Raw genomic sequence first — 10,062 nt, 5'->3', positions numbered from 1 at the left:
AAGTCTTAAAGACTGGGTCAAAGTAAGTCTCATCCCTTCTTTTTTATTTAAGCACGGATTAAATCGATAAGCAGGGTCAAATTAATTTGACCCTGCTTTTATATAAAGGATTGCAGTCCATAAATTGGGTTTAAACTAGATTACAAAGTTAAAAAACTCTCTTATATCTACTTCTAGAGCTTCTGATATCTTTTTTAAGAGTATTAGTGAAGGATTTTGTTCTCCTCGTTCAATAGTGCCAATGTAAGAAGTTGCACTATTCACCATTTCAGCTAACTTTTCTTGTGATAGCTTTTTACTTTTTCTAATAATGCTTATTTTTAAGCCAACTTTTCTAAGAAATTCTTTATCATCCATAATAATTTAGTTTATATAATTGACCGTTTGTATTCTACAAGTTATACTTATTAAAAAGTAGATATATCTACTTTTTAATAAGTAAATGATGTAAATATTGTAGGTGTTAAATTATGAATGAAAAGTTAAAAATCCTTATAAATGAGGCAAGGAATAACATGTTGGCCTCTGTTAATGATCTATTTAATATTATAGAAATAATTGTTGACGATATAGAGCAATTAAAATCAATTAAATTGGTAGAAAGAAAATAGCATATAGTACTCTATAGATTCTATATAGTAATGTTCCTGTAACAACTGATGATTTTAGCAAAGTTCAATTATTTCAAAGGCATCAGTCGTTAACATAAGTTAGGTGATATTATCACCCAAAAAATTTCTAAATTTGTACAATAAAGGGTGTATGCAAAATCAATTTTTATTTTTATAAAAGCTCGACATATCGTTGAGCTTTATTTATTACACCAGTGTAATAAGAAACTTGCTTTATTAAGCCTATATCCTGATATAGCAGGAACTAGTTGCTATAAAATTAGTCTTATATTTATATACCCTTAAAGGGAGTTACACATAAATAGGTTTTTGAAGAAAGCTGTTTAGATATTCATTATCTCGGTCTCATTCGGAACATATTAATTAGCAAAAGGAGCCAAGATAATGGCATATCAAAACAAAATTTTACAATGTATGGATTGTGGTTATGATTTCGAATTCACAATCAGTGAACAAGAATTCTACGCTGCAAAAGGTCTTACAAACCATCCAAAGAGATGTAAACCTTGTCGCATAGCAAGAAAAAATTCAAAAAACTATAGCGACAAAAATAATAACGATGAAAGAAAAATGTATGACGTAGTTTGTGCAGATTGCGGTGGAAGAGGTCAAGTGCCTTTCAAACCATCTGGAGTCAAACCAATTCTATGTAAAAGCTGTTATTTAAAGTCTAAAAAACCAGCGTAAAATTGAAGAAAAGAGCCTTATAAGGCTCTTTTTAATATTATAAAATTATGCTCTATCAGATAAGGAAAATAATTTATATTTCTGCTAATGTCTACTGTTTATCGATATTAATTATAATTAAGAGTGTCAATTATGCTGACTATAAGAGAAAAAATAATCCTTGCTATTCTTACACGTCATATTATTCAATTTAATTATAAAAAAGAGAACGGTGAAATGGGAGCCAGAACGGGCGAACCATATGAAATCAGGAAAACTAAGGCTGGAAAAGAAATCCTAATCGTATGGGATCTATCGAGAAATTCCTGGCGCAGCTTTCGCATGGAAACAATCAGGGGCGTCAAAATCCTGAGAAAACATTTTAGAAGTAGACGGCAAGGGTACCAAGAAGTATCTTGACTTGAGAAAACATTGTGAATTATAAATCCCGCCTGTTTACATTAAGCTATATTATTTATGGTGCTTGCCTAGAATAATATTTAATGATTGGTAATAGATTTCTAATATTTGCAGTTTTCGGTATTTATAAAATTTAAAAAATCGTCCAAACTGTCATTACGAGGAAGCTGCACTATTAAAGTCTCTAATAATGATCTTAATATCAAGATTGATGATCTTATAAAAGTGACTGTGTTACCGTGGCAATCTTTCCAATGCTCACCGGATAGATTGCCACGCCTGCGTTGCAGGCTCGCAATGACATTCTTTATTATTAGTACATTTCAACACTTTCTAGGCAAGCACCTTATTTATTCTTACCAAATTTATTACCGGGTTTCTTATTTTCACCAGGTTTACCATACTTTTTCCTGGAAGAGCCGGTTTCTTTGTAAGAATCATTTCTGTTTTTTCCTGAATATCTGGAAGGGCTGCCGTCTTTCTCAAGTGCACTTTTGTTATCACTATTAGCTCTATTATATGGCTTATCGCCTTTTGTTGAGTCTGATTTTCTATTGTCTGAAGATCTAAACGGCTTGTATTCGGGTTCACCTTCATTTTTTCTGTTATATGTCTTTTTTTCACCGTCAAAAGGTTTAGAATCTCTAAAAGAGTCGTTTCTTCGTCCTGCTGGTCTTGAGGGTTTATATTCTTTTTCGGATTCATTCTTTCTATCGTAAGCCCTTTTTTGTCCATCAAAAGGCTTATCCTGAGAATCATTTCCTTTCCTTCGAGGAAATCCGGATCGTCTATCTTCTTTTTCGAATTTGGCAAATTTATTGGACCTGTTATCAGAAGATCTTCTAGGGGGTCTTACTTCCTCAATAGGGGCTTCAAAATCAACAGTATGATCAAAGCCTTCATTTTCTTTTTCAATGGTTATCTTAAGCAGAGCTGCTGCAATATCAAGAGAAGTATATTCTTCTCCCATAAAAAGCTCAATCTGGTTAACATATTTGCTCAAATGCCCTGCTTCAATGATTTCAGTTATTTTGGAGGCATAAGAATTTATTTTTGTAAGCTCAATTTCATCTATGGTTGGAACCGACTGTCTTTGAATCTTGATTCCATTAGCTCTTTCTATTCTTTTCAGGTTATAGACTTGTTTGCCTGTAACAAATGTAAAAGCAGTTCCTGTTTTTCCTGCTCGTGCTGTTCTACCTATTCTGTGGGTATAATCTTCATCATCTCTTGGCAAGTCATAATTGAAGACAGCCTCTATATCATTTACATCTATACCTCTACCTGCAACATCAGTCGCAACAAGTATTTCAACAGATCCATTTCTAAATCCGTTCATTACTTTATCACGCTGATTCTGACTCATATCTCCATGTAGAGCATCTGCAAAGTATCCACGTGTTTTTAAATCATTGACAAGCTGGTCTACCTGGCTTTTTGTATTGCAAAATACAAGAGCCAGCTTGACATTATGGATATCTAATAAACGAGCAAGTACTTCTGGCTTATTTTTTTCCTGTATTTCAAAGTAAACCTGCTGAATCTTCGGTGCATTAATTTTTTTATTCGTTACGTTAACAATGACAGGATCTTTTTGATACTGCTTTGTCAATTCCAGAATATCCTTGGCCATAGTTGCAGAGAACATTATAGTTTGTCTTTCTCCTTGACTATCTTTGAGTATAGTCTCCATGTCTTCTCTGAATCCCATATCAAGCATTTCATCGGCTTCATCAAGAACTACAGTTTTCACAGAATTCATTTTTATTGAGCCTCTTCTCATATGGTCCATTGTTCTGCCAGGAGTTCCTATTACTACCTGAACACCTCTCTTTAATGTTCTAAGTTGCCTTTCTATTTCCTGACCGCCATAGACAGGAATTACCCATAAATTTTCCTTGTATTTCATAAGTTTACGAAATTCTTCGGATACCTGAATTACAAGCTCTCTTGTAGGACATAAAATCACTGCCTGAAGTTCTTTGCTTTCAGGGTCAAGTCTTTCTATTAGTGGTATTGCAAAAGCTGCTGTTTTGCCTGTGCCTGTCTGCGCCTGCCCTATTAAATCTTTCCCACTTAATAATATTGGAATTGCCTCAGATTGAATTGGTGATGCTTCTTCAAACCCCATATCTTTTATCGCTGTAAGCGTTTCTTTAGATAATCCAAGCTCTTCGAATCTTAATTTTGTCATTTTATTGCTTCTTTCAATATTTAAATGCTCTCCCACATTCCTAGAATGTAAGAGAGCATTTAAATTACATTAAAGGTTTAATATTTTTTCTTATTATACTTCAAAGATTTTTGAATAAATAACTTGAATTGCTAACTAATTTTAGCCCAAATTCTCAAAAACCCACCCCTGCCGCCCTAAAGGTGGATAAAGGGCAAAGCCCTTTATCAAATCTATATAATTTTTGAGAATTTTAATTTAGTTATATCAAGCTCTTTATTCAAGAATCTTGGCAATTTATTTTGCCATCAAAATAAATCTGGAATCAATGATATTATTCTAGGATAATCCAGAAAATATTAATTCAATGAATTTCTTCATTCATATGCAAAAATTCTCTCTTGAAAAAAGTTTAAATTTATTAGCAAATTTTTTTTTGAGTGTGTTTTATATAAGTATGAATTATAAAAAATTGATTTTAGAGTTTATAAACAAAAAAAGGAAGGCAAAAATGGAAGTTACCCCTTTTAGTTTTGGATTAAAGGCTATTAATGAAGGTAGGAATAAACCGTCAAAACGAATAGCAGAAACTCAAGTTCAAGAATTAAAAAATCCTGTTAATTCTAGTGGTCAGTTTGTAACAACAGCACAGTATCTTTCTTCTTTGGGTAATGTGCATTTTGGATCTTCAGAAAGGTACTCATCTGTGATGAATAATAAGAATAATCGAGCCGCTTTAAATCCAGGTCCAGTATTTGGCTCACAAAAACCGACTGAATTACACCTGAAGGATTATACGCCTCCTTCGCATTTGATTGACAAGACTGATCTCACATTTGAACTACTTGCAGAAGATAATGTAGTAGTATCATCCAAGTTAAAGGTGCGTCCAAATCCAATTTCGAAAGATTCTCCTAACACTATTAAACTGAATGGGGCACCAGAATCAGCTCCAGAAGGTTCTAAAACACCAACTATGGAACTATTGGAAGTAAAGGTAAATGGCCGTGTGCTTTCTAAAGATGAATATACCCGTGAAGATGATGAACTCATTCTCAAGAATTTGCCCAATAGTGAATTTACTCTAGAAACTAAAACACGTATTAATCCAAAAGAAAATCGTTCATTAAATGGTCTTTACACCTCAGGTGGCAAATTCGTGACACAATGTGAGCCAGAAGGCTTTAGAAATATGACTTTCTATCTGGATCGTTCTGATGTAATGAGCGAATTTACTACAACTATCGTCGCTGACAAAGGTAAATATCCACAATTGCTTTCTAATGGGAATCCAGGTAAACGCACAATTACTGAAGACGGACGTGAAAAGATTACCTGGCATGATCCGTTCAAAAAACCATCTTATCTCTTTGCGCTAGTAGCAGGTGATTTGGCAGTTAAAGAAGATACATTTAGGACTAAATCAGGTCGTGACGTAAAAATCCAAATATTTGTAGATAAAGGTGATGAGAATAAAACCGATCACGCTATGAAATCAATTAAAGATGCCATGAAGTGGGATGAAGAACGTTTTGGTCGTGAATATGATCTTGATTTGTTCCAGATTGTAGCCACAAATGATTTTAATTTTGGTGCTATGGAGAATAAAGGGCTGAATATTTTTAATTCTTCAGCAATTCTGGCAGACCCTCAAACAGCAACAGATTCCCGTTATGAATATGTACAGGGCACGCCAGGACATGAATATTTCCATAACTGGACTGGTAACCGTGTAACTCTGCAAAAACCGTTTGACCTTACCTTGAAAGAAGGTTTAACTGTGTTTAGAGATCAGGAATTCACTTCTGATTTAAATTCCCGTGAAGTAAAACGTATTGATGACGTAACTTATATGCGTACAAACCAGTTCCCTGAAGATGCAAGTGCAATGGCGCATCCTATTCGTCCAGCTTCAGTTGGCTCTATTGAAAATTTTTATACACCAACTGTTTATCAAAAAGGAGCAGAAATTATTCGTATGATCCATACAATGCTGGGTGAGAAAGATTTTCGTAAAGGTATGGATTTATACTTTGATCGCCATGATGGTCAGGCTGTAACTACAGAAGATTTTATAAAGGCAATGGAAGATGCATCAGGCAAAGACTTTAGTCAATTTGAAAAAACCTGGTATAACCAGGCTGGTACTCCAACATTGGATGTAAAAGATTCATATGATCCTGAAACAAAAGAATATAAACTAACTGTTAAGCAATCTACCCCACCAACTCCAGGGCAACCAACAAAGGAACCTTTCCATATTCCAATACGTGTTGGTCTATTGGATTCTAAAGGAAATGATATTCCGTTACAGTTAGATGAATCACAGGCAGATTTATTGACAAATGGTGATATTCTGAATTTGAAAAATGATGAAACTACCTTTGTATTCAAGAATGTTCCTGAAAAACCCATTCCATCTATATTACGTAACTGGTCGGCGCCTGTAAAGCTCAATTATGACTATAATCGTGATGATCTTACATTCCTGATGGCAAAAGATAATGATGGTTTTAACCGTTGGGAAGCAGGTCAAAAACTTGGTATAGATGTATTAAAAGAGCTAATTGAAGCTCATCAAAATGGTAAACCCAGAAAAGTTGACGATCATTTGATAAAAGCGTTCCAGGGAGTTCTTGAAGATAAAGAGCTTGATCCTGCTCTAGCAGCACGTACCTTAATGCTACCAAGTACAAGCTATCTATCAGAACTTTATCCTGATGGAAAAGTAGATATAGATGCTATTTTTGCTGCACGTAAACAGGCAAAAAAAGAAATCGGTAAAGCACTTGAACCTATGTTATTAAAGCGTTTTAATGAGAGTTGTTCTACTGAAAATAGAGCCTATGAATGGAATAAGGAAGATGCAGGTCAGCGAGCAATAAAAAATACTGTACTAAATTATCTGGTTACCGCAAATCCTGAAAAATATCTCAATTTAGCGATAGAACAGTTTGATCGTGCAAATAATATGACAGATAGTCGCGCTGCATTAGGTATTATTCTTGATCATGCGGATGAAAAAACACGTACAGAAAAACTGAATTCATTCTATCAGAAGAATAAAGACAATCGGTTAGCTATTGACCAATGGTTTGCTGATCAGGCATTTGCAGACCGTCCTGATGTGCTAGATAATGTCAAAACATTATTAAAGCACGAAGCTTATGATGCGAAAAACCCAAATTGTGTTCGCAGTCTTGTTGGTGGATTTGCTTCAAATACCAAGCATTTTCATAATATAGATGGTTCAGGATATAAATTTCTCGCAAATCAGATAATTGAAATTGATAAATTCAACCCAATGCTTGCCGCAGGTCTTTCCAAACGTCTATCTACACCGCATAGGTTTGATAATAAGCGTCAGGAATTGATTAAAGAGCAATTGGAACGTATCCGTGACAATGTAAACTCAAATAACGTGAAAGAAATTGTTAGCAAAAGTCTTGATCTGCTCTCAGCAAAACAGACTGAAGGAACATCTAATTGAACTTTCTGAAAAATAAGGTGATTGAAGATTTAGAACTTTAAAAGCTCAATAATCAGAATACTCTACCTTGTGCTACGTAACTCCTGTTATCAATTTGACAAACTTGTAAATAGCTAAATCTTCTATTTGTCTTGATATATACTATAAACTATTTTAATTTAAGCTATCCTGAATCAGGAGTGATGCATAGGTATATTCATGACACAAGACCTTATCCTGCCTGCTTTTCTGATTATTCAAATTTTCTTTAAATAAACGAGCAATAAAAAATGCGTAAGTATTTTTTTCGCTGTCCTTAATAAGGAGGTAAGAAAAAATTCTTACTGGATGTCATGCCGGACTTGATCCAGCATCTTACCAATGTTGCCAACTGGTTAGATCCCGAAATAAATTCGGGATGACATTTAAAATTTTATGTAAAAACTTTTTCTTGCTTACTTATTATCAGCATTAAGCAAGTTTTGAGAAACGGTGTTGTCCCAGAAATGTTTTTTGGGAATTTCCCTGTGCAGGTTTTACCTCAGCTGTCTTATTTTTGTCCTGCCCTAGTTGATAAACCTTTTTGCCCAATTTTTCCCCTAAAGGAGGTAATATTCTGCTTGATATGTAATCTAATAAAGCGCCTATGCCAATAAAAATACTTATTCTTTTAGGCGTTAATGCTTTTTTTCGGGCAGTAAGAGCTCCAATAACTGCTCCATCTAGTCCACCCGTTATTATTCCTCTTAGACCTTCTGATTTTTCAATATTTTCTGCATTTCCAGCCTTACTTGCTTGAAAGTAAGATGGCATAAGATAAGCTGGTATATTGGGTGCAAAAGTGAGAGCTGCAGCTACAGCATTTTCCTTTCTGCTTTTTCCAGATATTATGCCAAGTGATTCTTGAAAACTTGTTTTAACTAATTGTAGCGTACTATTTCTCATTTTTATTGCACTTAAATGCTAACCTACTCAAAAACTTTTTGCTTTTATTAAAGCGAGATAAACTTTCCTGACAAATCTTTATATGTATTTTCATAAGTGGTAATATTATCACTCACATTAGAATCTTTCAATAATTTTAATAGTATAAATCTTTACAGATTAAACATTTTGAATTTTAAAAAAGCAAAATAACTTGTGAAAAGATGAAGACCCTGAAAAATAATTAAATAGTAGTTTATGTTAATGAGCAGATTGGTTAAAACAATAAAACCCATTAATATTCTATATCTAAGGTAAAATCCTGAGATTGAATGTGTAAAATGTTTAATAAGCGCATAATACCTATACTTATAGTAATTTTTGTGGATATAGTAGGCTTTGGGTTTATTCTGCCTCTTTTACCTTTTTATGCCAAAATTTTTGGGGCAAATGCTACTACTATAGGCTTTTTGTTTGCCTCTTACTCGTTTGCACAATTCCTAGCTGTGCCAATTTTTGGGAAAATATCTGACATATATGGTCGTAAATCTGCGTTGATAATCAGTACTATTGGTGATTTTATAGGGTTTTTAATGTTTGGTCTGGCAAGCTCGATTTTTATGCTTTTTGTGGGTAGAATTATTTCCGGTTTAACAGGAAGCAATTACGCAGTTGCGCAAGCATATATAAGCGATGTTACAAGTGAAGAAGAGCGTTCTAAAAGTTTTGGATTATTAGGTGCTACGTTTGGACTAGGGTTTGTAATTGGACCATTTTTAGGAGGTGTTTTAAGCATTTGGGGAATATCGACTCCTGCTCTTGTTGCAGCAGGCGTATCATTTTTTAACCTGATAGCAATTTATTTATTTCTGCCTGAATCCCTAAAAAGAGGAACTAACACTATAGAAAGCAGAATTTCACTAATACCAGATATAAGTCCAATTCTTCAAAGTAAAAAACTTATTGCTTTATTTAGCATAGATGCTGTATTTGGCTTTGCATTCATTATTTTTCAGGCAACTTTCTCGCTATATTCACAGTATAGATTTGATCTCAGTGCTCAAATGATAGGATATATGTTTGCTTATATAGGAATTTTAATCGTTCTGGTACAAGGGTATCTTGTTGGAAGATTATTAGAAGTATTTCAGGAAAGACCTCTAATATTTGCTTCTACTGTACTGATGACTCTTTCGTTATTGGGGTGGGCTTTCACGCAAAATATAATTATGTTATTGCTCATTCTTATTCCTTTATCATTAGCGGGTGGAATTTACGAGATTATAATTAGCAGCCTGTTGAGTAAATCGGTTGAGAAAAATAAAGTAGGCGAGATACTCGGCATATCTTCTTCTATTGATACTTTAGCAAGAATTATTGCTCCAGTGCTTGGTGGTTTTTTGTTTCAGTTTTTTGGAACCTCAGCACCAGGTATTTTTGCAACTATACTCACTTTAGGAATTCTTACTTTCATAATAAAAGTCAGGTGGGTAACTGAATGCAAAAAAGAATACCGTTATTTTTGATCAAAACTTTTAAGTAGTTTTATCTTTTTTAGTCCGTCTTTTATATAAAATTCTGATCTTTAATCAGAAACCGGTTATTAGCTAATTAAGTCGTAGTTTTAATTAATATAACTATAACAATTATCCAATCTACTTTTATAGTTAATATATTAAATTAAATATGGATTATTAATACTTATAAGAAGTGCCAAAGGCACATATATAAGGTTGAAATAGTTAAGGACTTTAATAGTGTGACTGAGTCACCTACAA

At 33.7% G+C, this 10,062-nt stretch carries 6 protein-coding genes and 1 pseudogene; 4 read left to right on the top strand and 3 right to left on the bottom strand.

Going from position 1 to position 10,062, the window contains the following annotated elements:
• Nucleotides 1–135 precede the first annotated feature (135 nt).
• Entirely contained in the window at nucleotides 136–357 is a 222-nt protein-coding gene (locus tag A2255_01575; protein OGI19922.1) for a hypothetical protein, read from the bottom strand.
• Between the two features lie 659 nt (nucleotides 358–1,016).
• Between A2255_01575 and A2255_01570 the strand changes: the two genes are divergently transcribed.
• Nucleotides 1,017–1,319: a zinc-binding protein gene (locus A2255_01570; GenBank protein ID OGI19921.1), complete on the top strand. Its 303-nt coding sequence runs from the start codon at nucleotides 1,017–1,019 to the stop codon at nucleotides 1,317–1,319.
• Nucleotides 1,320–1,451: 132 nt separating this feature from the next.
• Entirely contained in the window at nucleotides 1,452–1,718 is a 267-nt protein-coding gene (locus tag A2255_01565) for a hypothetical protein (GenBank protein OGI19920.1), read from the top strand.
• Nucleotides 1,719–2,589: 871 nt separating this feature from the next.
• Here the strand turns inward: A2255_01565 and A2255_01560 are convergent.
• A pseudogene (locus tag A2255_01560) lies at nucleotides 2,590–3,912 on the bottom strand (RNA helicase).
• A 688-nt stretch (nucleotides 3,913–4,600) separates the two neighbouring features.
• Between A2255_01560 and A2255_01555 the strand changes: the two are divergent.
• Nucleotides 4,601–7,381, top strand: a complete 2,781-nt coding sequence (locus A2255_01555; GenBank protein ID OGI19923.1) for an aminopeptidase N — start codon at nucleotides 4,601–4,603, stop codon at nucleotides 7,379–7,381.
• A gap of 450 nt (nucleotides 7,382–7,831) precedes the next feature.
• Here A2255_01555 and A2255_01550 read toward each other — a convergent pair whose 3' ends face one another.
• Nucleotides 7,832–8,305 carry a hypothetical protein gene (locus A2255_01550; GenBank protein OGI19919.1) on the bottom strand — a complete coding sequence of 158 codons (474 nt, stop codon included), beginning with the start codon at nucleotides 8,303–8,305 and terminating at the stop codon, nucleotides 7,832–7,834.
• 311 nt (nucleotides 8,306–8,616) lie between these two features.
• On the opposite strand from A2255_01550, the gene A2255_01545 reads away from it, so the two are divergent.
• Entirely contained in the window at nucleotides 8,617–9,810 is a 1,194-nt protein-coding gene (locus A2255_01545) for a hypothetical protein (protein OGI19918.1), read from the top strand.
• Nucleotides 9,811–10,062 lie beyond the last annotated feature (252 nt).

Source organism: Candidatus Melainabacteria bacterium RIFOXYA2_FULL_32_9 (genome assembly GCA_001784615.1).
Classification (GTDB): domain Bacteria; phylum Cyanobacteriota; class Vampirovibrionia; order Gastranaerophilales; family UBA9579; genus UBA9579.
Note: the sequence above shows the minus strand (reverse complement) of the source record. Positions and strands in the feature narration are given on the sequence as shown.

What these genes read in the sequence shown, in the direction of transcription:
- A2255_01555 (OGI19923.1), top strand. Translation starts at nt 4,601, where the DNA reads ATGAATAATAAGAATAATCGAGCCGCTTTAAATCCAGGTCCAGTATTT.
- A2255_01575 (OGI19922.1), bottom strand. Translation starts at nt 357, where the DNA reads ATGGATGATAAAGAATTTCTTAGAAAAGTTGGCTTAAAAATAAGCATT.
- A2255_01545 (OGI19918.1), top strand. Translation starts at nt 8,617, where the DNA reads ATGTGTAAAATGTTTAATAAGCGCATAATACCTATACTTATAGTAATT.
- A2255_01565 (OGI19920.1), top strand. Translation starts at nt 1,452, where the DNA reads ATGCTGACTATAAGAGAAAAAATAATCCTTGCTATTCTTACACGTCAT.
- A2255_01570 (OGI19921.1), top strand. Translation starts at nt 1,017, where the DNA reads ATGGCATATCAAAACAAAATTTTACAATGTATGGATTGTGGTTATGAT.
- A2255_01550 (OGI19919.1), bottom strand. Translation starts at nt 8,305, where the DNA reads ATGAGAAATAGTACGCTACAATTAGTTAAAACAAGTTTTCAAGAATCA.